This window comes from Devosia sp. XK-2, assembly GCF_037113415.1.
GTDB lineage: Bacteria > Pseudomonadota > Alphaproteobacteria > Rhizobiales > Devosiaceae > Devosia.
Genome location: NZ_CP146608.1, coordinates 1,367,012 through 1,391,221, shown reverse-complemented (window position 1 = coordinate 1,391,221; position 24,210 = coordinate 1,367,012). Strand labels below are relative to the sequence as shown.

The 24,210-nt window shown below is 60.9% G+C and carries 23 protein-coding genes; 7 read left to right on the top strand and 16 right to left on the bottom strand.

The features are described from left to right. Positions 1-57 precede the first annotated feature (57 nt). Entirely contained in the window at positions 58-1,185 is a 1,128-nt protein-coding gene (gene nirK / locus V8Z65_RS06685) for a copper-containing nitrite reductase (protein ID WP_338723347.1), read from the bottom strand. Positions 1,186-1,401: 216 nt separating this feature from the next. Here nirK and V8Z65_RS06680 point away from each other — a divergent pair, with 216 nt between their 5' ends. After that, positions 1,402-1,845, top strand: coding sequence for a pseudoazurin (locus tag V8Z65_RS06680; RefSeq protein ID WP_338723345.1), 444 nt, complete (start codon positions 1,402-1,404; stop codon positions 1,843-1,845). A gap of 112 nt (positions 1,846-1,957) precedes the next feature. Here V8Z65_RS06680 and V8Z65_RS06675 read toward each other — a convergent pair whose 3' ends face one another. From V8Z65_RS06675 to V8Z65_RS06665, 3 genes are read right to left on the bottom strand one after another with little or no spacing between them, the layout of a single operon-like run. Then, complete coding sequence (locus V8Z65_RS06675) at positions 1,958-2,614, bottom strand: anaerobic ribonucleoside-triphosphate reductase activating protein (RefSeq protein ID WP_338723344.1); 657 nt, start codon at positions 2,612-2,614, stop codon at positions 1,958-1,960. After that, positions 2,598-2,792, bottom strand: coding sequence for an anaerobic ribonucleoside-triphosphate reductase (gene nrdD, locus V8Z65_RS06670; protein WP_338723343.1), 195 nt, complete (start codon positions 2,790-2,792; stop codon positions 2,598-2,600). Before nrdD ends, V8Z65_RS06675 begins: the two co-directional genes overlap by 17 nt. Positions 2,793-2,812: 20 nt before the next feature. Beyond that, positions 2,813-4,540 (bottom strand): ribonucleoside triphosphate reductase, encoded by a 1,728-nt coding sequence (locus V8Z65_RS06665; RefSeq protein WP_338723341.1) that lies wholly within the window; start codon positions 4,538-4,540, stop codon positions 2,813-2,815. Between the two features lie 419 nt (positions 4,541-4,959). Here V8Z65_RS06665 and V8Z65_RS06660 point away from each other — a divergent pair, with 419 nt between their 5' ends. From V8Z65_RS06660 to V8Z65_RS06650, 3 genes are all read left to right on the top strand, one after another. Then, positions 4,960-5,148 (top strand): DUF3008 family protein, encoded by a 189-nt coding sequence (locus V8Z65_RS06660; RefSeq protein ID WP_338723340.1) that lies wholly within the window; start codon positions 4,960-4,962, stop codon positions 5,146-5,148. Positions 5,149-5,314: 166 nt separating this feature from the next. Beyond that, positions 5,315-6,208, top strand: coding sequence for an SDR family oxidoreductase (locus V8Z65_RS06655; protein ID WP_338723338.1), 894 nt, complete (start codon positions 5,315-5,317; stop codon positions 6,206-6,208). Positions 6,209-6,498: 290 nt separating this feature from the next. Next, positions 6,499-6,783, top strand: coding sequence for a hypothetical protein (locus tag V8Z65_RS06650; protein ID WP_338723337.1), 285 nt, complete (start codon positions 6,499-6,501; stop codon positions 6,781-6,783). Between the two features lie 270 nt (positions 6,784-7,053). Here V8Z65_RS06650 and V8Z65_RS06645 read toward each other — a convergent pair whose 3' ends face one another. From V8Z65_RS06645 to V8Z65_RS06590, 12 genes are all read right to left on the bottom strand, one after another. Beyond that, positions 7,054-7,893 carry a metal-binding protein ZinT gene (locus tag V8Z65_RS06645; RefSeq protein ID WP_338723336.1) on the bottom strand — a complete coding sequence of 280 codons (840 nt, stop codon included), beginning with the start codon at positions 7,891-7,893 and terminating at the stop codon, positions 7,054-7,056. 390 nt (positions 7,894-8,283) lie between these two features. After that, positions 8,284-9,375: a DUF1513 domain-containing protein gene (locus tag V8Z65_RS06640; RefSeq protein ID WP_338723334.1), complete on the bottom strand. Its 1,092-nt coding sequence runs from the start codon at positions 9,373-9,375 to the stop codon at positions 8,284-8,286. A 2-nt stretch (positions 9,376-9,377) separates the two neighbouring features. Then, complete coding sequence (locus V8Z65_RS06635; RefSeq protein WP_338723333.1) at positions 9,378-10,460, bottom strand: imelysin family protein; 1,083 nt, start codon at positions 10,458-10,460, stop codon at positions 9,378-9,380. Beyond that, complete coding sequence (locus tag V8Z65_RS06630; RefSeq protein ID WP_338723967.1) at positions 10,460-11,923, bottom strand: di-heme oxidoredictase family protein; 1,464 nt, start codon at positions 11,921-11,923, stop codon at positions 10,460-10,462. Before V8Z65_RS06630 ends, V8Z65_RS06635 begins: the two co-directional genes overlap by 1 nt. A gap of 106 nt (positions 11,924-12,029) precedes the next feature. Further along, positions 12,030-13,295, bottom strand: a complete 1,266-nt coding sequence (locus tag V8Z65_RS06625; protein ID WP_338723332.1) for an imelysin family protein — start codon at positions 13,293-13,295, stop codon at positions 12,030-12,032. A 185-nt stretch (positions 13,296-13,480) separates the two neighbouring features. After that, on the bottom strand, positions 13,481-15,343 hold the full coding sequence (locus V8Z65_RS06620; protein WP_338723330.1) for an adenine deaminase C-terminal domain-containing protein: 1,863 nt from the start codon (positions 15,341-15,343) through the stop codon (positions 13,481-13,483). Beyond that, positions 15,340-16,290 carry an ABC transporter permease gene (locus V8Z65_RS06615; RefSeq protein WP_338723328.1) on the bottom strand — a complete coding sequence of 317 codons (951 nt, stop codon included), beginning with the start codon at positions 16,288-16,290 and terminating at the stop codon, positions 15,340-15,342. Before V8Z65_RS06615 ends, V8Z65_RS06620 begins: the two co-directional genes overlap by 4 nt. Continuing rightward, on the bottom strand, positions 16,287-17,384 hold the full coding sequence (locus V8Z65_RS06610; RefSeq protein ID WP_338723327.1) for an ABC transporter permease: 1,098 nt from the start codon (positions 17,382-17,384) through the stop codon (positions 16,287-16,289). The genes V8Z65_RS06615 and V8Z65_RS06610 overlap by 4 nt, the downstream gene beginning before the upstream one ends. Continuing rightward, positions 17,381-18,925 (bottom strand): ABC transporter ATP-binding protein, encoded by a 1,545-nt coding sequence (locus tag V8Z65_RS06605; RefSeq protein WP_338723326.1) that lies wholly within the window; start codon positions 18,923-18,925, stop codon positions 17,381-17,383. Before V8Z65_RS06605 ends, V8Z65_RS06610 begins: the two co-directional genes overlap by 4 nt. Positions 18,926-18,991: 66 nt before the next feature. Further along, positions 18,992-20,041: a BMP family ABC transporter substrate-binding protein gene (locus V8Z65_RS06600; RefSeq protein ID WP_338723325.1), complete on the bottom strand. Its 1,050-nt coding sequence runs from the start codon at positions 20,039-20,041 to the stop codon at positions 18,992-18,994. A gap of 30 nt (positions 20,042-20,071) precedes the next feature. Further along, positions 20,072-21,025 carry a nucleoside hydrolase gene (locus V8Z65_RS06595; RefSeq protein WP_338723324.1) on the bottom strand — a complete coding sequence of 318 codons (954 nt, stop codon included), beginning with the start codon at positions 21,023-21,025 and terminating at the stop codon, positions 20,072-20,074. 2 nt (positions 21,026-21,027) lie between these two features. Next, positions 21,028-22,158, bottom strand: a complete 1,131-nt coding sequence (locus V8Z65_RS06590) for an amidohydrolase family protein (protein ID WP_338723322.1) — start codon at positions 22,156-22,158, stop codon at positions 21,028-21,030. A 6-nt stretch (positions 22,159-22,164) separates the two neighbouring features. Here V8Z65_RS06590 and V8Z65_RS06585 point away from each other — a divergent pair, with 6 nt between their 5' ends. The 3 genes from V8Z65_RS06585 to V8Z65_RS06575 all read left to right on the top strand — a co-directional run bounded on the left by V8Z65_RS06585 (position 22,165) and on the right by V8Z65_RS06575 (position 24,197). Next, a complete protein-coding gene (locus V8Z65_RS06585; RefSeq protein ID WP_338723321.1) occupies positions 22,165-22,386 on the top strand; it encodes a hypothetical protein in 222 nt (73 codons plus the stop codon). A gap of 120 nt (positions 22,387-22,506) precedes the next feature. Beyond that, complete coding sequence (locus V8Z65_RS06580; protein ID WP_338723320.1) at positions 22,507-23,463, top strand: hypothetical protein; 957 nt, start codon at positions 22,507-22,509, stop codon at positions 23,461-23,463. Further along, positions 23,460-24,197 (top strand): creatininase family protein, encoded by a 738-nt coding sequence (locus V8Z65_RS06575; protein ID WP_338723319.1) that lies wholly within the window; start codon positions 23,460-23,462, stop codon positions 24,195-24,197. Before V8Z65_RS06580 ends, V8Z65_RS06575 begins: the two co-directional genes overlap by 4 nt. Positions 24,198-24,210 lie beyond the last annotated feature (13 nt).

The following is a 24,210-nucleotide window of genomic DNA, read 5'->3' as shown; positions in this document are numbered from 1 at the left end:
GGATGGCGGGCGGCTAGGGATGCGCGGAGCGGCTCATGCCACTCCGCGTTGCATGCCTCAGAGCGGGCTGGGCGCCAAGACGCTGGTCATCAGGTCGTCGTTCCACTGACCCTCGACCACAAAATGTCCTGCAGCGCCGAACTCGAAAGCCTCGATCAGGTTGTGGTTCACATAGGCGTAGACGCCCGGCTGCCGGAACGTGTAGACCGCCGCGCCGGCCGTCCCGCCAGGGATGAACCAGGTCTCCTGGTCAAGGTCGGGTGGCGTGTGGAATTTGCCAGTCGGCCAGACGAAGTCGCCGTGACCGCCGATCAGATGTGGCCGCGTATCGCGGTTGGCCTGCGAGTGGAGGATCAGGACGGTCTCGCCGACCTTGGCCTTGAGTGCGTTGTCGCCAGTGAGGCCCCCCACCTTGCCATTGAAGACGATGTGGCTGGGGATGAGCGTCCGCATGGCCTGAACAGCGTCGTCATAGCCGTCGCCGATGCTCTCGTAGGTCCGGTAATTTCCGTCGGCGTCCTTGGGGACATAGAAATCCTGTTCGCCGACATAGTAGACGCGGTCATAAGTGATCGAATTGCCCTTGTGATCCTTGAGACCCTCGCGCGGCAGAACCATGATGGCGCCATTCATGCCCGAGGTCACATGCCAGGGCACCATGCCTTCGGGCGCGCAGTGATAGACGAAAACGCCGGCCTTGACAGCCTTGAAGCGCAGGATCGCCTTTTCGCCGGGATTGACATTGGTCATGGCCGCCCCGCCCAGGGCGCCGGTGGCCGCGTGGAAATCGATGTTGTGCGGCATAAGGTTGGTGTCGGGATTGATCAGGGTCAATTCAACATAGTCCCCTTCGTGCACCACCATCAGCGGGCCGGGAACCGAGCCATTGAATGTCATGGCCCAGAGTTCCACGCCGTCTTCGACCGCATGGCGCTTCTCCTCAATCGTCATGGTGAACTCGACGATCTTCGGCGCGCCTGTGGCGACCTGGTCATGCGCATGAACGAAAGGTGGCGCGACCAGATCGACCTTAACCCTCTCCAGCGCGTTGATGTCCATGGCCGGAACTGCTTCGGCCAATTCTTGTGCCGTCGTTGCGACCATGGTCGTCAACTGGGCCGTTGCACCAATAGCCGCCGCACCCACAAGTAAAGCGCGACGCGAAAGCATGGTGTTATTTGTCATTTTATTCTCCATGGTCGAAACAACAGGTTTTTGTTCCTTCGGCAATGGGTTTACGCCCGCACCGACAAGCGTTCGTTGATCGAGAGCAAATAAGAATTGGGATTTTTTGTCGCGCATAGAGGCGACAATATTTGACCCGGATCAAAGATCATTCGAGCTGCACCGCCTAGAACGCCGCCAACGGGTCAGCCGACCCATTTGCCAAGGAGATTCCCGATGCGTGCAGTCGCTACCGCCTTTATGACCCTGGTTGCCCTTGGTGGGCTGGCCACCACCGCCTTTGCGGCGAATTTCGAGATTCACATGCTCAACAAGGGCGAGGCCGGTACGATGGTCTTTGAACCCAATTTCCTGGCCATACAGCCTGGCGATACGGTGACCTTCATCCCCACCGACAAGAGCCATAATGTCGAGACTATCAAGGACATGCTTCCCGAAGGGGCTGAGACCTTCAAAGGCAAGGTCAATGAAGCGCTCGAGGTGACCTTCGATGTGCCGGGCCTCTATGGTTTCAAGTGCACGCCGCACTTCGCCATGGGCATGGTCGGTGCCATCGCCGTCGGCGATGAGTTACCGAACCTGGACGCCGCCAAGGCCGTCAAGGTGCCGAACAAGGCCCAGGAGCGCCTCAATGCTGCCTATGCGGGGCTCGGCATCTAGGAGGGACACCCGGCCTTACCGGCCGCACTGAGACCTGCAAAAAAGCCCTTCCACTCCTGAGTGGAAGGGCTTTCTTGCGCCTGGTGTTCGAGATTGATGCCCAGGCCAAAGGCTAAGCAGAACCGTGTTGATGAAGGGCCCGGCTTCGGATGAGCGCATCATCGGAGCAACCATCGGCTCGGAATTTTTGAAGACGGTGACCTTTGCCGCCAATGGCCTGAACTTCGGCTGCCAGGACGTCCAGATCGTCATCGCTCAGAAGATCGGGATGCACGGTGGTGCGCAGGTCATAGTCGACCCCGCTATCGAGCAAGAGACGCAAACTGCGTAACGCTTTGTCGCCGCTATTCCGGGCATTGGTGATCCGATCATAGCCGGCCTTGGGCGCCTTGATATCAAACCCGACCCAATCGACCAGCGGCAGGAGTTGCGCCATCCGCCCCGGATAGGGACCGCCGGTGTGCAGGCCTATACGAAAACCCATTGCCCGGACCTGCCTTATGGCATCTTCCAGGCCCTGTTGCAGGGTCGGTTCGCCTCCCGAAAAGACAACGCCGTCGAGCAAGCCTCGCCGCGCGGCGAGAAAGCCCAGCACCGACGCCCATTCAATCTGCTCGTCGCCCGTTGCGGGGATGAGGTGGGGATTGTGGCAATAGCGGCAAGCCCAGGGGCAGCCCTGGCAAAAGATGGTGGCGACAAGCTGGCCCGGCCAGTCGCAGGACGACAGCCGGGCCACTCCGCCAATACGGATATCAGTCAAGCTTGGCACTCGCTTCACGGAAGTAGCGACGCTCGCGGAATTCGCCCTTCTTGCCGCGATTGAACGACGAGACGGGGCGATGATAGCCCATGACGCGGGTCCAGATTTCGCAGGGTTGCCGCTCGCTATCGAGCAGCAGCGGCTCTTGGGGCTGGTTGGCAACGAGATCGGTCGGGTGAATGCTCATGACAGGTTCCTTTCGTGAGCTCAGTTGACGGGGATGGCGCGTTTCTTGGCGATACGCTCCTCATCGCATTTCGGGCAAAACTGGTGTTCGCCTGACAGGTAGCCATGCGTCGGACATATGGAGAATGTGGGCGTGATGGTGATGTAAGGCAGGCGGAAGTTCTCCAGCGACCGCCGCACCAGCTTGCGGCAGGCGTCGCCGCTCGAAAGCGCCTCTGTCATGTAGAGATGCAGCACCGTTCCACCGGTATATTTGCACTGCAGCTCGTCCTGCATGGTCAGCGCTTCAAACGGATCGTCGGTGTAGCCAACCGGGAGCTGGGAGGAATTGGTGTAGTAAGGGTTTTCGTCCGTTCCCGCCTGCAGGATGCCGGGAAAGCGCTTGCGATCCTCCTTGGCAAAACGGTAGGTCGTGCCCTCCGCAGGCGTCGCCTCGAGATTGTAGAGGTGCCCGGTTTCTTCCTGAAATTGGGTGATGCGCGCCCTTACGTGATCGAGCAAGCGAAGGGCAAGGGCCCTGCCCTCGGCGGTCGTGATGTCCTCGCTATCGCGCGTGAAGTTGCGGATCATCTCATTGAGGCCGTTGATGCCAATGGTCGAGAAATGGTTGCGCAGGCTGCCCAGATAGCGCCTCGTATAGGGATAGAGCCCGCCGTCCATGTGCCCTTGGATGACCCGGCGCTTGATCTCGAGGCTGTCGCGCGCCATGTCCATGAGTGTGTTGAGCCGGGCGATCAATCCCGCTTCATCGCCAGCGTAGACATGGCCCAGCCGGCCGCAATTGATCGTGACAACGCCGAGCGAACCCGTCTGCTCGGCACTACCGAACAACCCATTGCCACGCTTGAGCAATTCGGTGAGGTCGAGCTGCAAGCGGCAGCACATCGAGCGCACCATATGCGGTTCGAGATCGGAATTGACGAAGTTCTGAAAATAGGGAAGTCCGTATTTGGCCGTCATGGCGAAAAGCCTGTCGGCATTAGGACTGTCCCAGATGAAATCAGGCGTGATGTTATAGGTGGGGATGGGGAAGGTGAAGACCCTGCCCATTGCATCACCAGCGGTCATCACCTCGATATAGGCTTGGTTGATCATGTCCATTTCAGCCTGGAGGTCGCCATAGGTGAATGCCATGACCTCTCCTCCTATCACTGGCGCCTGTTCTCGAAGGTCGCGTGGGCAGGTCCAGTCGAAGGTCAGATTGGTGAAGGGCGCCTGCGTGCCCCAGCGCGCGGGCACATTCAGGTTGTAGACCAGTTCCTGGATGGCCTGACGGACCTGGGCATATTCGAGCCCGTCCTTGCGGATGAACGGGGCCATGTAGGTATCGAAGGAACTGAACGCCTGGGCACCGGCCCATTCGTTCTGCAGTGTGCCGAGGAAATTGACGATCTGGCCGACGGCGCTTGAGAGATGTTTGGGCGGGCCGGCTTCGATCTTGCCAGGTATGCCATTGAGACCCTCTTCCAGCAGCATGCGCAGCGACCAGCCGGCGCAATAGCCCGAGAGCATGTCCAGGTCATGGATATGGATGTCGGCGTCCCGGTGGGCCTGGCCAATGGCTTCGGGATAGACGTGCGAGAGCCAGTAATTGGCGACAACCTTGCCAGCAGTGTTGAGGATCAGGCCGCCCAGGGAATAGCCCTGATTGGCATTGGCGTTCACCCGCCAATCGGACTGATCGAGATATTCGTCAATGCTTGCGCGGATGTCGATATGGGGACGGGCGGTGGCGAGAGCGGCGGGCATTGGCGGTTCCGTGAGTTCCTGATAACCACCAGATCGTGTGCCCGGCATTATGATAACGTCAATATGTGGTGTATCGTGGTTACCGGGCATTCTGTTTCGTGTTTGCTCGAGCGCAAACAAATACGGCTTGCTGGCCAACCTTTGTCGGGACGCAATCCCCGGTCCGCGTCGGGAGCGCCACTGGCACCTGCCCCAGGGCAAGAAAATGAGGGCCAGGCCCCCACCAGGCCGTTGGCCTGATTCCGCATCGTCCGGCGTGGCCTGCTGAGCAATACGGCGCCGAGCCCTGTAGGGGAGGATTTCTGATCCTTACGGCGCCTGGCGCGTTTGTCCTTGGCCTGCTGCGCAAGCCCCACGTCCGCCAGGATGTGCAGAACGCGGCGGCAGGCGAAGACATTTCAGTGAAAAGGAGTATTGCCATGCCAGCAAAATCGAAGTCGCAGCAGATGGCGGCCGGGGCAGCCCTGTCGGCCAAACGCGGCGAAACCAAGGTTAGTGAACTGCAAGGAGCATCGCGCTCGATGTACGATTCCATGAGCGAGCAGGAGCTCGAGGACATGGCCTCGACCAGCCGAAAGGGCAAACCCGACCACAAATCGGACGACTGACCAGCCAGCGGACATTTCGCTAGCAAGGGCCTTGCTTGGCAGGGCCCTTTATTATGTTCAGGCGGTGGCGCCCTGCCCCGCCCCGAGGTGTGTCCCATGCCCTCGATCAATCCGGGGAACCCCGACACCGCCAGCGCATTGGTGCTGCAAGTACCCGGAGGACAGAATGACAGATCGATTTACGCTACAGGATCCTCGCCACCAATATCCGGCCCCGCCCTTTCCCCCTCAGCCGCAACGGCCCCCTGGCTTGGCGGGCAAGATGGAACCGCCGCCAGACCACGGCGAGCAGAGCTATGCCGGCTTCGGACGGCTCACCGAGCGCAAGGCGCTGATCACCGGCGGCGATTCCGGCATCGGTCGGGCAGTCGCCATAGCCTATGCCCGCGAAGGTGCGGATGTGGCGATCAACTTTCTGCCGTCCGAGCAGGAAGACGCGCAAGATGTGATCAGCCTGATCGAGGCGGCCGGGACAAGGGGCTTTGCGCTACCCGGCGACGTGTCCGAGGAAGCGTTTTGCCGTGAACTCATTGCCTCGGCCGTCCAAAAGCTGGGCGGACTGGACATTCTGGTCATCAATGCTGGCCGGCAACAGACGCGGCCCTCCGTCGACCAAGTCAGTTCGGACGACTTCGACAAGACGATGAAGACAAACCTATATGCGCTGCACTGGCTGGCGCAGGCCGCGGTGCCACACCTGCCGCCCGGAGCCTCGGTCATCACCACCGCGTCCATTCAGGCCTATGAGCCTTCTTCGCACCTGCTCGATTATGCTACAACCAAGGCCGGCATTGTTGCCTATACCAAGGCGCTCTCCGAGCAACTGATCAAGAAAGGTATCCGTGTGAACGCCGTGGCGCCGGGCCCATTCTGGACACCGTTGCAACCCAGTGGCGGGCAGCCGCGGGACAAGGTCGAGACATTTGGTCAGCAAAGCGCTTTCGGGCGTCCCGGACAGCCGGTCGAACTGGCGCCAGTCTATGTGCTGCTCGCATCGCAGGAAGGCAGCTATATAACCGGCGAAGTCTTCGGCGTGACCGGCGGCAAGGGCATTGCCTAGGCGGACATGCGATGAGCCCGGGGCGGAATGGCGAACAATTGCGTTCTGACGTCGCGCCTCTGACAGGAAATCTGCCCCCCGGTTCTAGAGCGGAAGGTCCCAGAACCAGGCGGTCTGCGACTGCCGATAGCATAATCATAATATCGTGCCTGGAGAAGAGGATGCCTCCAAATCGCGCTTATCGGTCGGTTATATTTGTCGGGTTTCCCTTGTTTTAGTGCCAGTGGGAGTACCCTAACCTCGCTATGCGGGCCTGCGCCGCCCGTCGTGCAAGTGCACCCTGACAATGGATGTTCCTGTTCGAAAAGGAGCCGCATTATGATGACGCGGCTGCGCCAAAGAGATCCAATATGCATGCCCATCCTGGATATGCCGACTTTGACCAAGCGAACGTGGTCCACACCGTAGAAGTTCGCGTCGGCGAGCGGGTACGACGCGCCTGCTACTATGTCGAGGGCGGCATTGTCATCGCTTCGACTGGTAGCAAAATTTATCGCTGTCCGATCGGGACGGTCCCCGTAAGCGAGACCGTCCGGGCCATGCTCACTGAAATCGCGATGGCAGATCTGGACTAAGACCAGGATACAAGCAGACGATCCCGAGGAAGCGGCAAGGTACACGCTCGGGGCGAAGGCTCATCGGGCGAGGTCGACGAAAAGCCCAGCCTGCCCCACCAATGCAGCCGGGTGGCCGGCGGCAATGCAGCAGGTAATGCAAATTGCCCTATCAGGCCGCTGCCCAATTTGGGAATGGGTCTGGTAGGCTCATCCCTTGGGGCCGAGATGCACAAAAAACGTCGGAATGGGTTTGGCACCCGGACCAAGGGCCGGGCGCCAAGGCCCTGATCAGTGTGCGAGCATTTCCGCGACGATCTCGTCGGCGCTGAGATCGGACGGATAGTAGGTCGGCCAGTTGCTCAGCTCTTCGAGCAGGGCCGCGCGATCATCCCCCCAGTAGAGGTGATAGTGATCGGCGGTGCTGGGCGCGATGCGGTGGTCGCTGAACTGGATAAACCCGGGCGCAGTCTCATCTCCCTGGGTCTTGGCGAAGATGAAGCGGACGCCGCGATTGCCCTTTTCATAGGTCAGGACCTCATAGCCATCATAGGCGTAGTCCGCCACAAGCGGCTCACCGGCGGCGTAGAAGCTGACCGTATCGCCCTCGATGGTGATCCGTTCCACGTCGGTCTGATAGCCGACATTGTAATAGGCGGTGTATTCCTCAGCCGTCATGGTGCCGGCTTCGGCCTTGTGCGCCATGACCGGGGCCAGTGTGCCATCCTGCAGTAGCGGATAGACCGACTGCCAGTCGCCTTCCCAATCGGACAAGGGACGATCCGCGATCTGGCTGTCCTCGAAATAACCTTTGTAGATCTGGTCGTCGTGATCGTGGGCATGGGCATGCTCATCATGATCATGCACCTCGTGATCGTGGCTGCCTTCTTTGCTCTCGTCGACGAGGCCAGCGCTGTTCGCCGCGATGAGGTTGAGTGGCCTGTCCTCAATGGCGATTTCACCTTTTTCGGCGACGCTCCGGGTGTCGATCGCATGCGAGCTCGAGGTCAGCGGCTCAGTATGGCCGGACACGAACGGCCGCCACGCGATGACGTCCTCCTTGGCCAGCGGTGCGCCAGTCAGGCCGGCAAACAGGGCCAGCGCGGAGAGGCCCATCGTCAGGTTCTTCATTGCTTGTTCTCCAGTTGGAATTTTACGGCGGGACGCGGCGAAGGTCGTCCGCCGGCACAGCCGGTAACGGACGTTCAGAACCGACTGTCAACACGTCATGTTATTACATTACATTTTGCAATAGGCAAGACTGGAACCGACATGCTTCCCCAGGCGACACACGGCCCAGGCAGCGGCGGACAGCAGGTGCCTTCTGGCCTTCGGCACGTCCGGTTTCGTGGCCGGCGGCTGTGTGGTCACCAACACTTTGCGGATGGGACCTCGCACTTCGGCTGGCAGGCTTGGGGCACACGACGAGGCAGCGCGCTCTGCGCGATGGTGTGTATAGGCGTTTGGGAAGGCGCTAATGCCGTACCATGGCGCGACCGGATGGGATGGCAGGCCCTGCGGTCAGCCGAATCCGAGCATGTGATTGTCGAAAAGAAAATCGAATTGCTGTCGGGACCGTTCGGCACCGGCTATGCCGATCATTTCGCCAGTTCCGCTGGTGGCCACAAACCCCGCCCGATCGGCGGCAAGCCCGCAACCGCTGCGCAGCGCCTCAACCAATATGGGGCGCTGGCGCTCAGTGTCGATGGCGACCAGCCGGTCGCCCTGGGGGGAAGAAATCGCGATTGTGTGCCCGTCAGCGGACGCGGCAACCGAACCGACATAATTGCGCAGGTCGATCAGAGTGTCGGCGGGTAGTTCCATCAGCCTGATCTCCCCTTCCATGGTCGCAAAACCAACCAGTTGAGGGGTGTCACCCGGTGCGCCCTTATATTGGCACCCAAACCAAACGCGTCCGCGCGCATCGATATCCATGTGCCGGATGGACAATTGATGTAGGCCTGCATCAAGTCGCAGTTGCCCCACGAGATGGCCGTCGCGCCGGTCGATGAAGACAACCGACGGATCCATGGTCTCAAGGTTCAGCTCGGCCCGGCCATAGTCGGGATGGGTTTCGATGCCGCCATTGGCCACCACGAACGTGACGCCATCGGGCATAAGCAACATTTCATGCGGACCTGTGCCATAGGTGGAGAATTCGCCAACCCGCCGGTAATCGTCTGTGGCGTCATAGATGCCGATGACGCCCTGCGCGGCCTCGAAATCGCTTTCGGTGGCGTAGAGGAGGCGACCGTCGGGCGAGAATGCACCGTGACCGAAAAAGTGCCGGCCTTCCGCACTAGTCAGCGTCTTGGGAGCCTCCCGACCCTCCGGATCAAAGACGACCGCAAAGGTGCCCGGCTGGCGGGCAAAGACAACACCGCGCCCAGCCTCGCGACTGAAAGTGATGTCGTGACCGCGGTCGGGCAGATCGATAATCGAGACAATGTCCCCGCGCTCCCCCAACAGCACAGCGCCATATTGGCCGCTTTCCCTGCGGACCGCGCTGGCAAAAACCAGCTCATTTCGGTCAAGTGCCAGAAGCTGGCGCGGCGCGAGGCCAGCGAGAAAACCGGCTCCGGCCGATTTGAGGAAGGCGCGCCGATGCCACATGATCAATCCCCGTCGAGTGAGGAAAAGCCGACGCTGAGCCCCAGGGCAGCCGACAATTGCTCGCCAACGACCGATTGGAGCGCACCGGTCACGAGAACCAGATAGTCCAGCGCCGCGGCCTGCTCCTGATTGTCCAGCGCCTCGGCCAGGGGCAATGTTACGCCGTCGAGCGCCCGCAACGCGTTGCGAAACTCGAAATCGACCGAACTGACGAGCCATTTATCCTTCTCATCCACCGCCCGGGTCAGGCCGGTTGGCACGGCAAGCGCGTGCATGGCTTCAATATTGGCGCGCACAAAAACCAGGGTCAGTCCCGAACGCCAAAACACCGCAAGCTTGGGCGACGCGGCCTTTTCAGGACCTGCCAGGAACGGCTTAAGATGGCGGTCGCGCAGCGTTTCAGCGCCATGGGCGACAAGTCCTACCACCTCCTCCATGGCTTCCACTGTCGTGCGATAGTCGGCATAGTCCGGATGGGGCGATGTGAGGTGATCGGCTACGCCGCCCGTTGCGTTCCAATCGGTCACCAACTCGCCCGCGATCTGGGCTATATTGGCGGCGATGGTGCGGCCATAGGCACAACGAAACGCTCCAGCAGGGTCCGTCAGGCCGTCTGAGCCCGTTCCGTAGAGAACGAATTCAAGCGCCCCCAAACCCTGTACGGCTACGCTCTTGTCCTGCAGGGCCGTCAATTGGGTCGCAGATGCATCCTCTTCGGCGAGAATGGCCTGAACCTGACGCAGGCCGATGCTGCGCCGATCCGGCCAGAACAGCAGGCGATCGGCGCGGTTCTCTTCCAGCAGCGGACCCAAGCGCAGGAAATCTATTCCGCCATAGGCTGCGACCACGGTCTCAAAAATCCGCCGTGAGCTTGCCAGGGCATCCGGCGCCGGCGCGGCGCAAAGGGTCTCCAGAGTATCGACCATTTCCTCGCTGGTGGCCTGGAAGCGCTGCATGCCGGGTCTGATCACATCGGTCACCGCTGCTTGCAGCACGGCCTCGACCGCTTCGGGCCTGGGCAATGTCCGAGCAGCGGCCGGGGCAGCCATGCCGAGCAGCGCCACGAAAATGAGCAAGCTGCGCATCAAAGGGACTCCAGAAACACAATAAGGTCTTGTCGTGTCTGCGCATTCATTCCGGCAAACGCGTCCCGTGCCGCCTGCGCCTCGCCGCCATGCCAGAGGATGGCTTCGGCCAGATTGCGCGCCCGCCCATCATGCAGGAAGAAGGTGTGGCCGGAAACCGCCTCGGTCAGGCCAATCCCCCATAGCGGCGGCGTGCGCCATTCGAAGCCGTCGGCCTGACCTTCGGGTCGGTGATCTGCCAGCCCCTCCCCCATGTCGTGCAGCAGGAAATCGGAATAGGGCCAGATCAGTTGGAAGCGATGCGCCGGGTTTTCCGCATCGCGACTGGTGACGAATTTGGGTATGTGGCAACTTGCGCAACCGGCCTGGTAGAAAGCGGCCTTGCCGGCGAGAACCCGAGGATCGCCCACATTGCGCCGTTCGGGCACACCAAGCGTCTGTGCGTAGAAGGTCACAAGATCCAGCACAGGCGATGGCGCTTCGGTCGGCCCGAGCCTGGATTGCTCGCCGGTCGGGAGCGCCAGGCAATCGGACTGCGCATCGGTGCAATCGCCATAGGGTTTGTCGACCAAGGGCGTGGATATGCCGATATCGCCGGCAAAGGCAGCAGCGGATTGGCTGCGAATGGTCGCCATGCCCGCCTTCCAGCCGAAGCGTCCAAGAGCGAGCGTGTTCGTCTCCGGCGCTATCGTCCAGTTTGGCCGGCCCGAAATGCCGTCGCCGTCCGCATCATCGGGATCGGCATTGGCCAATATGTCCTCGGGCGGGATTTCTTCGACCAGCCCCAATCCGATCATTGGATTGGCCATGCGCGGCGAGAGCATGACATCGTCAGCCAGCGGGCCATAGGCCAGGTCGGCTACGGAATAGGTCGGCGACCGGAGAACGACCTGGTTCCCGTCGCCGAGTGTTACCGGCAGATCGACATAGTCGATCACCATGCGCCCCTCGGCCGGTAGACCCGGCACGGCGAAATCCTGCAATTGGGTGCCATAGACAGGATCGCCAACCACGCCGGCCCGTACACCGTCCACTGTGGGACGAGGATCGTTTTCCCCTGGTGGTACGGATAGGCGCAGGAACATAGAGACATTTTCTGCCTGCCCCTCAAAGGGCGGGTGACCGCGCCCGTCCTTAATGTGGCAACTTTGGCAGCCGCGCGCGTTGAAGAGTGGCCCAAGACCGTCGGATGCCTGGGTGGAACTGGGCGAACTCACCCAAATCTTGCGGAACAGAGCATTGCCCAGCTTGAACTTTTCCTCCTGTTCAAAGCTGAGATTGTCCAGGAAGTGGCTGAACGAGTCCTGGTTGACCGAGAAACGAGTCGTGCCCTTCCCGGCGGGATTGGTTTCGAAGTTCTCGGGTTTCGAAAAATCCGTCGTGAGCGCGGTGACAGATCGAACGCGCGCAAGATCGTCGCCGTTCACATCGGTGCGCGTGCCCAAATCTTCCGCAAACACCATGCCCCCCGAAAGAAGGGCGATCAGCGCAAAGGTGAAACGAAACTGCATAGAACATCAAACCCCAACCGACCCGGGCCGTGGCCCGGGTCGCCAGAACACAGGGCGCCTACTCGAAGACGGCGTCCGGATTGGAAAGCGAGTCGCTGTCCTCAATCGTCACATTGTCCAGTTCGAGCAGGGCCACGGCGCGTTCGATACCACGGGTCTGCGCAATGAGACCATCAATGGCCGCCTGCACCACTGCATTGCCTTCGCTATTGCCTTCACCGATTTGCTGGTCATAAGCCTCTATCGCCTCGGCACGGTCGGCCATCACCTGCATCTTGGTCAGCGTATCCTCAAGCAGGCCCTTGATTTCCGCGTCCAGCGCCTGATCCCGCTCAGCAATCACATCTGACATCGAGGGGCCTTCGACGACCGAGCCGTCGATGCGGACATAGCGGCCCAGATAGACGTTCTGGATGCCGCGCGCGTCCTGCAGATGCGAGACGTGTGTATTGTCGGAGAAGCAATCGTGCTCTTCCTCGGGATCGTGCAGCAGCAGGCCGAGCTTCATTCGCTCGCCCGCCAGTTCACCAAAGCTCAGAGAACCCATCCCGGTCAGAATTGCGGAAAGACCCAATTCCGGCAAAGCCTCGCGTGCCGCGCCGCCCTCCTCCCAATTGGCAACCATCTCCTCGATATCGCTGACAAGAAGGGTTGATGCGGCCTTGAGATAGGCCGCCCGGCGGTCTGCATTGTCGGCAGTCGAATAGTCAATGAAGGCTCGCTCGCCCGCGCCAGGATCGGTTCCGTTCAGGTCCTGCCCCCAGAGCAGGAACTCGATAGCGTGATAGCCGGTCGCCACGTTGGACTCGACGCCGGCCGCTTCCTGCAACTGCTCCTGCAACAAGTCCGGCGTGATTTCGCTGGCGTCCACTTCAACGCCGTCGATGCTGATCTTAGGATTGGCAATGACATTGGCGACATAAAGAGCGTTGCTGTCGCTTTCCGTGCCATAGCTGGCTGCGACATAGTCGATCAGGCCCTCATCCAGCGGCCAGGCATTCACGCGGCCCTCCCATTCATCGACGATAGGGTTGCCGAAGCGAAAAGCTTCGGTCTGCTGATAAGGCAGGCGCGCTGCCTTCCAGGCGGCGCGAGCGGCCTCAAGTGTTTCCTTGCTGGGATTTGCGATCAGGGCATCGATTGCCGCATCGAGCAGTTTTGCCGTTTGCAGTGAGTCCTCATAACCAGCCAGGGCAATATCAGCATAGGTGCTAAGCACTTCCGCGTCGCTGGGTGTGGCAGCAAACGCGGCAACCGGAGCCACAGAAAGCGAGAGCGCAAGTGCCAGGCCGCGAAACGAGCGCGCGCCGAATGAAAAGGTCATTGAAATCCTCCAGTTCACATTGATTAAGGTGACTACTTTACTCACCTTAAAAAATCAACCGAGGCAACGGAGCAATTTTGGGGGACAATCTCGATCAGAGTCGGATCGCCCCCGTCCCGTCCGCAGGAAAACTTGGAGCGCATGGTTATCAGGCCTGCCAAGGGCTCGCTTGCGAACCCTGGAGCCTACCAGACGATCCTGTGCGTCTCGCCGGTTTGTACATTCACAAAACCCTCCGGGCAAAGCGCGGAAGGGGCGACAAGCACCCAACGCCAAGGCGCACATGTGAGCGTGGCAAAGATCAGGAATTCAGGAAAGCCGGGTTTCCATCGATTCATGGCCGCGGGTGCGTAGACCCAGTCCACCTCAGCCGCGCGGGAGAGAAAGGCCTGCATGTCCTCATCGAAGGCGTCGGCGGGGCGCGCGGTCATGAGCCCGGCAATTTCGAGCCGCACTTCGGCGACCACCTCGCCTCGATGCACCAGTACCCAGCCTCCATCGATTTCGGCAAGGCGGTTGACCGCCTTGGCCATGGCCGCATCGGACGAGCCAATGCACCAGATGTTGTGGCTGTCGTGGGCGACCGAACAGCACAGCGCGGTCTCGGGGTCGGAGGGACCGACACCGATCCAGAACATGGATGCCACCGCGCCATCGCCGCGATAGCGATCAATCATGGACCACTTGGTTATGAGCCTTTCCGGAGCGCGCTGAACTTCGCCGTCAATGACTGGCAATTGCTCGACCAGGAAATCCTCGTTCCAATGGAAGGGTCGCAGAATGGCGGCCTGCATGGTCTCACGGCCGGGGTCGGCCTTGATCGCGAAGTCGACGGCCGTCAATTCGCGACCGATATTAATGGTGCCACTGGCCCAATCGGGCCAGTTGATGCGCATATCCGGTCCGATATAGCTCTTGTTCTCGGACACCAATTGGCCATCGGCATAAACATGAGCGATATCGACCGCTTCGACATCGCGCAGCAGCACGATATCGGCGTAGCGGCCTGGCGTGATCGAACCGACCCATTGATCGATGCGCATATGGCGCGCAGGGTTGATGGTGGCACATTGGATGGCGATTTCGGGCGCAAGACCATAATGAATGGCATGGCGGACATTGTGATCGGCTGCGCCATCCTTGAGTGTGTCGGTGGCGCTGCGGTCGTCGGTGGTAAAGGCGATATTCGACCAATCCTTCAGCCCCCTCTCGATCAGACCGGGAATGATGGCGTCGTAGGAGAATGGCCGCAGTTCGGTGAACAGGCCACGCATGAGCCGATCCCATGCCTCATCCAGCGCCCAGACCTCGTGGTCTGAAGAAAGGCCTGCTGCCGCAAACGCAGAAATATCGTGCGGGTCGGTGAGGCCCGAACCATGGCCTTCCACAACACCGCGCATTTCGAAGGTGGCCCCGATCATCCCCCACATACGGGCATAGCCGGGGTTTGACGGGTCCCAGACCGAGGGCCAGTCCATGACTTCATCGAGGCTGGTGACGGAGAGGGCTTCAGCGAGAAACTGCTTTTGCTCGCCGTAACCATAGTAGCCACCCGATTGTTCCCATGCGCTGGGCGGCACGGCCGAGCCGGGCTGAATAAAGATCTTGAGCGGAGAACCGGCGCGCCGCGCCTTTTCCCAGAATTCAATGTTCTTGGGGCCGTTCACATTGGCGAATTCGTGGCTGGCCTCGCAGGTCCAGGTATTGCCCCGCGGCAAGACCAGTTCCGCCTCGAATTCGGGCGTCAGATGGGTGGATTCAATGTGTTTGTGGACTTCACCAAAGCCTGGGACGGCCGAGAGGTCCGGGTAAGAAACGCGCTTTTTGACATCGCCGCGATAGGAGCCGATGGGGCCGATATAGGCGATGCGCCGACCCGCAATGACAATCTCCTGCCCTTCCAGCCACTCATTGGCATGCACGGCCAGGAGGCGACCAACCTCGATGGCGAGATCGGCCGGCCTTTTGCCCAAGGAAACCAGCAGCAGGTGCTGGCGGATTTTGACCTCATCGGCTGATGAGAGGACCAGGTCGTCGGGCAGGCTCATATCTTGCTCAGCGTACGCAGTTGCCGGGCCCGCTGTGCACGGTAGCTGAACAGAACCAGCGCCAGGACCGTAACCACGAACGGAATGGTCTGGATGATCTCGCCCGGTATCCAGTTGAAGAGATTGGGCATGACGATTGCCAGCGCTTCGAAGATGCCGAACAACAGCGCCGCCAACATTGCGCCGACCGGGTGGCGAGCACCTAGCAGTACGGCGCCCAGGGCGATAAAGCCGCGGCCAGCCGTCATGTCCCTGGTAAAGCCGATATAGTTGAACATTGCGAGCTGGGCTCCGCCCAGGCCGGCAAGTGCGCCGGATGCAACCAATCCCCAGGCGCGGACCGTGTTGACCGGCACGCCGGCCGCCTCGGGCGCAGCCGGATATTCGCCGACGCCACGCAGCCAAAGGCCATAGGGCGTGCGATAGAGGAAATACCAGACCCCGAAGACCATCAGCAAAGCCAGCCAGGAGAGCAGCGAATGGCCCGACAGCAGGCTTTTGAGCAGCGGGCCGATGCCCGGAATGGCTGATAGGAAGGACAGATCGACGGCCGGGATAGCCTTGGAGGGAAGATTGATTGAAGTACCTTTGTCTCCACCCGTCGCCTGAGACAGGGCAAAAACGGTACCACCGGTTGCAAGGATATTAACCGCGAAGCCGACCAGGATGATGTCGGCTTTAAAGCGCAAATGGAACAGGGCCATCAGCGCGCCGAGCATGGCGCCGGCACAAACGCCGGACAGCACGGCCACATACCAGGGCGCATAGACGGAGACGATCACGGCGGTCAGGCAGGCGATCAGCATCATACCTTCAAGCGCAACATTGAGCGCGCCGGACAGGTCGGAAATCAGCCCGCCCAGAGTGGCGAAAAGCAAGGGTGTCGTGGTGCGGATCACGGTCACAAAGAACGTCGCCGACAAGACCGTCATCAGAAGTTCCATCATGGCGTGGCCTCCGACGCGGTGACGGGCGCAGGCCGGCGTCCCATCAGGCGGGTAAAAAGGGTCTTACCCGGCAGGGTGAAGGAGGAGGCGACCAGCAGAATGATAATGGCCTGAACCACCGAGATCATTTCTGTCGGCACGTCCGTGCGGATGCCCATGAGCTGGGCGCCTTGGCGCAGATATCCGTAGGCCAAAGCCACGAATGGCACGGCCAGAGGACGGGACCGGGCGACAATGGCGATCAGGATGCCTTCAAAGGCGAGATTGCCGTCAAAGTTTTGCGCCAGATTGCCGAAGGCCCTGCCCTGCACGAAAACGGAGCCGAGCAGACCGCCGATCGCCCCTGCCACGGTCATGGCTGACACCATGATAAATTTGGCGCGAATACCGGCATATTCAGCGAATTTCGGGTTATGTCCGACCAATCGCAGCTTGAGGCCCCAATTGGTGCGGTAGAGCAGGAACCAGACTGCGAAAGTCGCAACGACCGCAATAACAATACCAAGGTCGAAGCGGGTGCCGGGCAGAATGGCCGGGAAGATCGCTGTGTCGGGAAATTTTGCCGTCATCAACTGGCCCGTTCCCGGCGGGGCAAGGTGGGCGCGGATCAGATAATTTACCACCAGAATGGCGATGTAATTGAGCATAAGCGAGGAAACGATCTCGCTCGCCCCGAAACGGGCCTTGGCATAGCCGGGAATGAGGCCGTAGACGGAACCCGCGATCATGCCAGCCAACATGCCCAGTGGAATGGCCAGCGGCGTCGCGCCCATGGGCGACATGGCGACCAGGGCAGCGAAAAGGCCGCCCATGTAGACCTGCCCCTGAACGCCCATGGAAAATTGGCGGGCCTGAAAGACGAGGCTGAAAGCCAGACCCGTCAAGATCAGCTTGGCGACATCGTCGATCCACAGACCCATGGTGCGGTTGGACGAGAGGGGCGCGGTCAAAAGCGTCGTAAACGCCTTTGCCGGATCGCTCGAAGTGGCAAAAATAACGACGAGCGCAATGATCAGCGCGATCGCCAGGGCCGTGCCGGCACGCCCCAGTTCACGCAGGAAGACGTCGCGCCGGTGGGAGGAAAGAGAACTCATTGGAGGGCCGCCCGCATGGTTTCGGGTTCCTGGGTATCGAGGCCAAGCATGTAGGTGCCCAGCGTTTCAGGTGTGAGGTCGTCACTATTGTGGAACGCAGCGACGATCTTACCGCGATAGAAGATGACAAGGCGGTCGCTGAGCGCCAGCAATTCGGACAGGTCCGCGGAACTGAGAAGGATGGCAGCACCACCGTCGCGCGCCTGAGTCAGGGATTTCCAGATAAATTGGGTGGCACCCAGATCGACACCGCGCGTCGGCTGATTGACCAACAGCAATTTGGGCTGTTCGGCCAGTTCGCGAGCCACCACGACCTTCTGCATGTTGCCGCCCGAGAGCGTGCCAGCGGCAAAGCCCGGCCCGCCGGCGCGAATAGAAAAGCGCTCGATAAGCGATTGCGCATTGGCCTTGATAGCCTTGAGGTCGAGCAGGCCATTTCGCACGAAGCGTTTATCGGTGAGGCGTGTGGCGACCATGTTTTCGGCGATGGTCGAACCGGGCGCCAGGCCCCGCGCCAGGCGATCCTCCGGAATGCTGGCCAGGCCCAACTCGCGGCGTTGCAGCACGCTCAACGGCTTAAGGCTGGTGCCTTCAAGATAAACCGCGCCATCGGCGATATCGCGGAGCCCCGCGACGGCCTCGAGCAATTCGGCCTGGCCGTTGCCCTCGACGCCAACCAGGCCGAGAATTTCGCCAGAGCGGACCTTGAGGTTAAGGTCCTCAGCGATGGTACCGCCGGTGTCATTGGCGATACGCAATGCCTTGATTTCGCAGACAACTTCGCCGCTTGTCCGGGCCCGATCGACGCGCAGTGCTATCTCGCGGCCAACCATCATGGTGGCGAGGCTGTCCTCGGTCACCTCACTGGTCTTGACTGAACCAACCGTTTTGCCGCCGCGCATGATTGTGATGCGATCCGAAATTTCCAGCACTTCGGGAAGTTTGTGCGCGATAAAAATGACGGTGCGGCCCTGCGCCACCAGCGCGCGGATCGCAATGAACAACTCTTCCACTTCCTGCGGCGCGAGGACCGCCGTGGGTTCATCCAGGATGAGGATGCGCGCGTCCCGGTAAAGCGCCTTGAGAATCTCCACCCGCTGCTGCTGGCCGACAGGGAGTTGGCCGACGGGCGGGAGGGGATCGACGGTCAGGCGGAATTTTTCCGAGAGCGCGCGCACCTCTTCGATCGCCTTGGCGCGGTCGAACTTGACGCCGCGGCGCGGTTCGGAACCGAGCACGACGTTTTCGTAGACGGAAAAGGATGGCACCAGCGAGAAATGCTGAAATACCATGCCGATGCCGTGATTGATGGCGTCCCTGGGATTGGCAAAGGCAATTGGTTGGCCCTCGAGGCGCAACTCGCCGGTATCGGGTTGCTCAATGCCGAAGAGGATTTTCATCAATGTCGATTTTCCGGCGCCATTTTCGCCGACCACGGCGTGGACCTCGCCGGGCGCAACGCTGAGGTCGACCCCGTCATTGGCGACGGTTCCGCCTGGATAGGTCTTGCCGATCGATATGGCTTCAAGCAAAGGCGCCATCGATTATCCTCTTGAGAAGCAAAGCTGGCCCCGCTGGCGGAACACCCACCAGCGGGGCCGGTCGGCTTATTGCATGCCGGTGTCGACCGCGATCTCGCCCGAGATGATCTTGGCCTCCTCGGCGTCGACCTCGGCGCGAACGTCCTCGGGCACGGCAGCTTCGTAATAGCTGTTCTTGGCGATGCCCACGGCGCCATCGGCCAGGCCGAGGATCAGATTGGTGCCATAGGGAGCGGTGCCATCAATGGTCTGGGCCAATGCGGTATAGAGCGACTCCCCGACCTTCTTTTCAACGGACGTAAAGATCACTTCGGCCTGGGCCGGATCGGTCGGTGCGAAGATTTCGGCCTGATCGCTGTCAACGCCAACAGCCAGCTTGCCCTCATCACGGGCCGCCTGTAGCGCGCCGATGCCAGTACCGCCAGCAATGGGGAAGACGATGTCAACGCCCTGCGCAAACTGGGCCAGTGCCAGTTCCTTGCCCTTGGCAGGGTCGGTAAAGGACCCCGCGACAGCGCGCGTCACCTCGACGTCAGGATTGGCGGCCTTGGCACCCTGTTCGAAACCGAGAGCGAATTCGACCACAGTGGTGCCTTCGACGCCGAGAATTTCACCCAGTTTGCCGGTTTCGCTGATCTTGGCTGCGGCGTAGCCAGCCAGATAACCCGCTGTGGAGACGCGGTAATTGATTGCCAGGATATTGGGGAAGGCGCCACCAGAAAAATCCGGGGCGTCATCGAACAGGATGAATTTGGTGTCCGGATATTCAGGCGAAAGCGCCTGCATGAAGCCGTTCATTTCCCAGGTGCCGGCGATGACCACATCGAAGCCCTGATCAACCGCATCTGCCAGCGCGGGCTCCCAGCGGCCACGATCGAGACCGGCCTCAATGATGGTCACGTCGACCGGCAATTCGGCTTCGGCCTTGTCCAGTCCGGCCGCGGCGCTGTCGAAGAAGCTCTTGTCACCCAGGTTACCGTGGACGACCAAAGCCACGGTCAATGGATTTTCGGCGGTGTATTCCTGCGCGATGACAGCACTTGCCGACACCGAGGCAAGAAGCCCGGCGGCGGCGAGGCCGGCAAAGGCGCGGCGGGTAAACTTGGTCTTGGACATTGACGGAGCTCCTGTTGGCTTTGTCGTTTGTTAAGGTGCGGGCCGGTAGGCGATTGAGGCGCGATAGAGCGCGACCAGACGCTCGATTTTAGCCTCTTCGATCAGCGTCACCATCGGCGTACCAAGGCGGCCTGAGGGATCGATGACAGTCATGCCGCGCGTGATACCCGGGGCGAGCGCGACGTCGACCGAGGCGCGTGTGGACTTTGTGACGATGTCCGGTTCGATTACCGCCGCCGCAGCGAGTGGATCGACGAAGCGGAAATGGTCGCCACCGCCATAGCCGGCAATAGTCTGCCGGGCATGCGCAGCCAGGGTCTGGGAAAATTGCTTCTCGATGGATTCGGAGATGTCTGCGAAAAGTGCATCGACATCGGCGCCAGTCATATTGTGGGTTACACAAGGCTCCCAGGGCGCGACAAGGATATCGATGGGCGCCTGAAAGACGATGGCCGCGGCTTCGGGATCGGCATAGATGTTGAATTCGGCCGCCGGGGTGGTGTTGCCGCGCCCATAGACAGTGCCGCCCATAATGGAGAGTTGGCCAATTCCCGCGGCAATGCCAGGCCGCAGTCGCAGTGCCAGGGCCAGGTTGGTCAATGGTCCGATCATCAGGATATCGACCTTGTCCCCTGCATCAATTGCAGCCTGAAAGGTCTCGATCAGCAAGCCGACCGCGTCCGCACTGGCGGGTTCCGGGATACTATCAGGCCTGGGCGCGCCGCCCAGCCCGTCTTCTCCGTGAATGTATTTAGCGTCAATCACCGGCTGTATCAGGGGCCGATCAGCGCCCATATGCACGGGCACGTCGGGTTTGCCGGCGACGGTGAGTACGGTGAGCAGGTTTCGGGTGGCCGCTTGCAGGCCGACATTGCCGAAAACGCTGGTGATTGCGTCCGGCGTGCGCCCGGCGGCGATGAGCATGAGCAGGGCCTGCGCGTCGTCCACGCCGCCGTCGCTATCGAGGAGGAGCTTGCGCACCATGGTCAGGCAACCTCGCGCGCTGATTCAACCCGCGCCCAGAAGTCTTTGTAAGTCATGGAATAGTCATTTCTGATTTCGGAGAAGGGACGACGGGTCAACTGCCGGTCTGCGACGAGGTGTTCACCAGCCACCCAGACGTGTTCGACGTCCCGACCGCTGCCGGAATAGACCAGCAGGGTCTCGATGTCGGGTGTTTCGGAATATCCTGGACCCCCGAGATGAACGGCGATTATGTCGGCGGCCTTACCCGGTTCGAGCGAGCCGATCTCGTGATCGAGGCCGAGCGCGCGAGCGCCATCAATGGTGGCCATGCGTATCAGGTCGCGACTGGAGATGGGCTGGGCGACACCCTCGCGATGTGAAGCCACCAGGCCCGCGACCCGCATTTCGGCAATCATGTCATAGGCGTTGTTGGCGGCAACATTGTCGGTGCCAAGGGCCACCACCACGCCGGCATTGCGCAGCGCCACGGCCGGGCACATGCCCTCGCGGCCCGAGCGCAGGCCGGCCGTGGCGCAATAGGCCACCGACGCCGCAGGGGCAGCGGCGAAGATGGCGATGTCTTGTTCGGACAGGTCAAGACAATGGGCCGCGTGAACGCGACCAGCAAAGAAGCCATCCCGATCCAGGGCCTGGGTCGCGGTAAGGCCATAGCGGGCCATGGTCTCTTCATTGTCCTCGGGACCGGCGGCCATATGCAGATGCATGCCGCAACCATATTTGACGGCCAGTTCGACTTCAGCCCGGATCAGGTCCTCGGAATTGTCGACATAGGGGGCATGCGGGCCAAACCAGGGAATGATGCGGCCATCGGCCGAGCGTTGACGCTCGATGAAGGCCGAGGCGCTTTTGAGCTCCTGTTCGCCGCGCTCTTTGTCGCCGAGCTGCACAATACCATAGGCGATAACGGCTCGCAGACCCGCCTGCCCCACCGCTTCGGCGATTTCGTCGGCGAAGAAATACTGATCGCAGAAGGTCGTCGTGCCCGAAAGCGCCATTTCGGCGCAGGACAGGGCCACGGACGGACCGATATCGCTGGCGATCAGCGACAGTTCGGGCTCGCGGATGGAGTTGTACCAGCCTTCCATGGTGAGCAGGCTTTGCCCCTCGGAGCGACCACGAAACAGAATCATGGCCGAATGCGTGTGGGCATTGACAAGGCCAGGCATAACGAGCCGACCCGGCAGACGAAAAACCTCGCCAAATCCGTCGTCCGGCGGGCAGTCCTGCATTGGGCCGAGACCTGTGATCCGCTGATCGGAAATGGCAACCCAGCCAGGCGCATAGACGGTGTTTTGAGCATCTACCGTCAGAACGGTGGCGTCGCGGAGCAGAACAGAACCCATTTGACCTATCGCTAGTAAAGCGCTTTACAATTCGATCTAACGCCAGTTTTATGAGGCTTGTCAAATGCTATCCCGAACAAGATGCCTTTCAAGCGAGCGTTATGAACAAGTGCCTAGATTTTCAGCGAGCATAGGATGAGCAGCAACCCCTTTTCTGCTGACCCTGCCATTCCCGAACGGCTTGCCGCGCTGGGCGAGCATGCCAGGCAGTCGGTGCAGGCTGCCATTCAGGACTACCTGCAAAAGGCGCACTTCGACGCGGCGGAGAACGATGGCGGCGTCCTTCCAAATGCCCTTGCGGAAGAGCTGATCGTTCGCTTTGGGCTGAGCTCGATACGAGAGCTGATGCTTTTGCTGCTCGATGTTGCACAGCAATATGCCGCTCCCGCGATCTCCGATTTCCATGTCGGTGCAGTCGGGCTGGAAGCAGAGACGGGCAATCTGATTCTGGGCGGCAATGTGGAATTTCCCGGAACCCATTTGGGCTACACGCTGCATGGCGAGGGCTTTGTGTTCACGCGGGCGATGAGCCGGGGCACCAATATCTCGGTCATTGCCATTGGCGAGGCCCATCCCTGCGCCCATTGCCGGCAATGTCTTGCCGAATATGCCGCCAGCGATGGGTTGGAACTGATCGACCCGCTCGGCCACACACTGACCATGGCACAGCTTTATCCCTGGCCGTTCGATCCGGCCTATTTGGGCGAGCGTGGTGCGGTGCCGGGGCGTGCATTATGGCCCAATCTGACGCCTGCCGGCGATCAGGATAAGGTCCCTGCCCCGCTTTTGCGCGCTGGTGCACTCAGTCACTCGCCCTATAGCAAATGTCCCGCCGCCGTGGTGCTAACGATGCGAGACGGCGCCCAATATGCAGGCTTTGCGATAGAAAGCGTGGCGTTCAATCCAACGATCCAACCGCTGCAGATGGCAATGGTCAATCTGTTGGCGCATGGGCAATCGGCCCATGACATTGTTTCGGTCGATCTGGGCACCGTGTCCGGAGGCGATGTGGACTATTCGCGCTCGACCCAAGAACTGCTGGGCGCAATCGCGCCATCCGCCGCGCTACGGATATATGGGTGGTCGATATGAGCGCGGTCGATCTCGCCCGTGCATCCTGGCCGGATGTGGCCGCGAAGGTGCGCGAAGGCACTTTGGCGGTTCTTGCCATTGGCGCCTGCGAGCAACATGGCGCGCATCTGCCACTAACCACGGATACGGACATGTCCCAAGGCGTGGCGCGGCGGATTGCACAGGCGATCGAGGCCCTGCTGTTGCCTCCCATCGCCTATGGCGACGCCTGGACTGCGCGCAGCTTTCCCGGAACGATTTCGATCTCGCCGCGCACGCTGCAGGCACTGATCGAAGACATCGGACACGAGGTCCTGCGCATGGGGGTCAAGGGGCTGGTTCTGGTCAACGGCCATTTCGGCAATCGCGAGCCGATGCTGCTTGCCGCCCGCACCCTCACCGAGGCCGGCCTGCCGGTTTGCCATCTCGACTATCCGGGGCTTGAAAGACTGGCCGGCGAGGTCTGCGACAGCAAGCCGGCGGCGCCGCATTTCTACCATGCTGACGAGGTGGAAACCGCGATCATGTTGTCGGTGGCGCCCGAAGGCGTCGACATGACGCGCGCGGAGGCATCCTATCCGTCTTTTCCACCCACTTTCGGGTCCGAGCCAATGCAATTGGGCGATTTCAACCCATCAGGTGTCTTTGGCGACCCCCGCCCCGCGACGGCAGAAAAGGGCGAAAAACTGGTGGCCGGAATCGTGCGCGAAAGCCTGGACGTCCTTGGCGCCTGGCGCGTTCGGCACGGGATCTAGGGGGCTGGGATGG

Bases quoted from the DNA above. Each gene is read 5' to 3' on its own strand.
- V8Z65_RS06665 (WP_338723341.1), bottom strand. From the start codon at position 4,540: ATGCCCGCCGCTCTCGCCACCGCCCGTCCCCATATCGACATCCGCGCA.
- V8Z65_RS06580 (WP_338723320.1), top strand. From the start codon at position 22,507: ATGAGCAGCAACCCCTTTTCTGCTGACCCTGCCATTCCCGAACGGCTT.
- V8Z65_RS06575 (WP_338723319.1), top strand. From the start codon at position 23,460: ATGAGCGCGGTCGATCTCGCCCGTGCATCCTGGCCGGATGTGGCCGCG.
- V8Z65_RS06615 (WP_338723328.1), bottom strand. From the start codon at position 16,290: ATGATGGAACTTCTGATGACGGTCTTGTCGGCGACGTTCTTTGTGACC.
- V8Z65_RS06600 (WP_338723325.1), bottom strand. From the start codon at position 20,041: ATGTCCAAGACCAAGTTTACCCGCCGCGCCTTTGCCGGCCTCGCCGCC.
- V8Z65_RS06590 (WP_338723322.1), bottom strand. From the start codon at position 22,158: ATGATTCTGTTTCGTGGTCGCTCCGAGGGGCAAAGCCTGCTCACCATG.
- V8Z65_RS06660 (WP_338723340.1), top strand. From the start codon at position 4,960: ATGCCAGCAAAATCGAAGTCGCAGCAGATGGCGGCCGGGGCAGCCCTG.
- V8Z65_RS06630 (WP_338723967.1), bottom strand. From the start codon at position 11,923: ATGGTGTTTGCGGAAGATTTGGGCACGCGCACCGATGTGAACGGCGAC.
- V8Z65_RS06635 (WP_338723333.1), bottom strand. From the start codon at position 10,460: ATGCGCAGCTTGCTCATTTTCGTGGCGCTGCTCGGCATGGCTGCCCCG.
- V8Z65_RS06625 (WP_338723332.1), bottom strand. From the start codon at position 13,295: ATGACCTTTTCATTCGGCGCGCGCTCGTTTCGCGGCCTGGCACTTGCG.
- V8Z65_RS06650 (WP_338723337.1), top strand. From the start codon at position 6,499: ATGTTCCTGTTCGAAAAGGAGCCGCATTATGATGACGCGGCTGCGCCA.
- V8Z65_RS06645 (WP_338723336.1), bottom strand. From the start codon at position 7,893: ATGAAGAACCTGACGATGGGCCTCTCCGCGCTGGCCCTGTTTGCCGGC.
- V8Z65_RS06595 (WP_338723324.1), bottom strand. From the start codon at position 21,025: ATGGTGCGCAAGCTCCTCCTCGATAGCGACGGCGGCGTGGACGACGCG.
- V8Z65_RS06605 (WP_338723326.1), bottom strand. From the start codon at position 18,925: ATGGCGCCTTTGCTTGAAGCCATATCGATCGGCAAGACCTATCCAGGC.
- nirK (WP_338723347.1), bottom strand. From the start codon at position 1,185: ATGACAAATAACACCATGCTTTCGCGTCGCGCTTTACTTGTGGGTGCG.
- V8Z65_RS06620 (WP_338723330.1), bottom strand. From the start codon at position 15,343: ATGAGCCTGCCCGACGACCTGGTCCTCTCATCAGCCGATGAGGTCAAA.
- V8Z65_RS06680 (WP_338723345.1), top strand. From the start codon at position 1,402: ATGCGTGCAGTCGCTACCGCCTTTATGACCCTGGTTGCCCTTGGTGGG.
- V8Z65_RS06610 (WP_338723327.1), bottom strand. From the start codon at position 17,384: ATGAGTTCTCTTTCCTCCCACCGGCGCGACGTCTTCCTGCGTGAACTG.
- nrdD (WP_338723343.1), bottom strand. From the start codon at position 2,792: ATGAGCATTCACCCGACCGATCTCGTTGCCAACCAGCCCCAAGAGCCG.
- V8Z65_RS06585 (WP_338723321.1), top strand. From the start codon at position 22,165: ATGCGTGTGGGCATTGACAAGGCCAGGCATAACGAGCCGACCCGGCAG.
- V8Z65_RS06655 (WP_338723338.1), top strand. From the start codon at position 5,315: ATGACAGATCGATTTACGCTACAGGATCCTCGCCACCAATATCCGGCC.
- V8Z65_RS06640 (WP_338723334.1), bottom strand. From the start codon at position 9,375: ATGTGGCATCGGCGCGCCTTCCTCAAATCGGCCGGAGCCGGTTTTCTC.